Here is a 986-nt window from a genome sequence, read left to right on the forward strand (position 1 = left end):
CTCTATGACCGGCCCGCGACACAATTCGTGGCGAACTTTATGGGCGAGGCTAATGCCCTCGAGAATTGCGGGTTCAAAGTCGAATCCGATGCCGCGCCGCCCTTGGGCACTGTCGCGATGCTCCGGCCGGAGCGTATCTGCGTTGCCGCTCGGGGGGCTCAAAGGCGAGCCGACGCGGACCAAAGACAATTTGTCACTGGCGTTGTCGAAGACATGATTTATGCTGGCCCGTTGCGGAAATACCAAGTGCGCGCCGGGGACAGTGTGCTTATCGTTCGCGAGCACGTGGCTGCGGGCCAACAGATCTTCCGACCTGGCGATGAGGTACGCCTCGACTGGCTGCGGTCCGACGTTCGCTTTGTCACGGCGTGAGGTTCTGATGAAGACGCTTCGGGAATTTGGCCGAATGCCCATCGCTCTCACTGGGCCGGCCCTTGCCGTGCTTCTCGTGGTATTCGGCATACCAATTGTTCAGCTCTTCCTGACCAGCTTTAACGCACCGGCTTTTTCGACTGGCAACTATAAGGCGTTCTTCGGCCAGCCGGCAAATGTGCGCGTTCTCTTCCAGACCATCGAGATTAGTGTAGTAGCCACGGCTATCTGCCTCCTTATCGGCTATCCCACGGCCTATCTGATCGTGGCCGCCTCGAAACGGCTACGCATGGCGCTCATTGTGCTCGTCCTGGTGCCCTATCTGACCAGTGGACTGGTCGTGACCTATGCGTGGATCGTGATCCTTGGCGATGGCGGTCTGATAAACAATCTGCTGGTTGACCACGGCCTTATTTCCAGTCCGCTGCCACTTATCTACAACCGCATGGCCGTCTATATCGGAATGGTGCACATCATGCTGCCTATGATGATCTTGCCTCTGGTCAGTGCCATGATGGGCATCGACAAATCACTGATGGCGGCGGCTCGCAGCATGGGCGCGCGACCGGCCACAGCTTTCTGGCGCGTTTTCTTCCCTCTCAGCATGCCGGGCG

General features: G+C 58.4%; 2 protein-coding genes. Both read left to right on the plus strand.

Going from position 1 to position 986, the window contains the following annotated elements; all coding sequences use genetic code 11:
- On the plus strand, positions 1 to 372 hold a 372-nt coding region (locus EN780_RS35135; RefSeq protein ID WP_128276533.1), incomplete at its 5' end, for a TOBE domain-containing protein.
- 7 nt (positions 373 to 379) lie between these two features.
- The coding region (locus EN780_RS35140; RefSeq protein WP_133372903.1) for an ABC transporter permease at positions 380 to 986 on the plus strand (607 nt) is incomplete at its 3' end.

The sequence above is a fragment of the Mesorhizobium sp. M4B.F.Ca.ET.089.01.1.1 genome, assembly GCF_004022605.1.
Lineage (GTDB): Bacteria > Pseudomonadota > Alphaproteobacteria > Rhizobiales > Rhizobiaceae > Mesorhizobium > Mesorhizobium abyssinicae.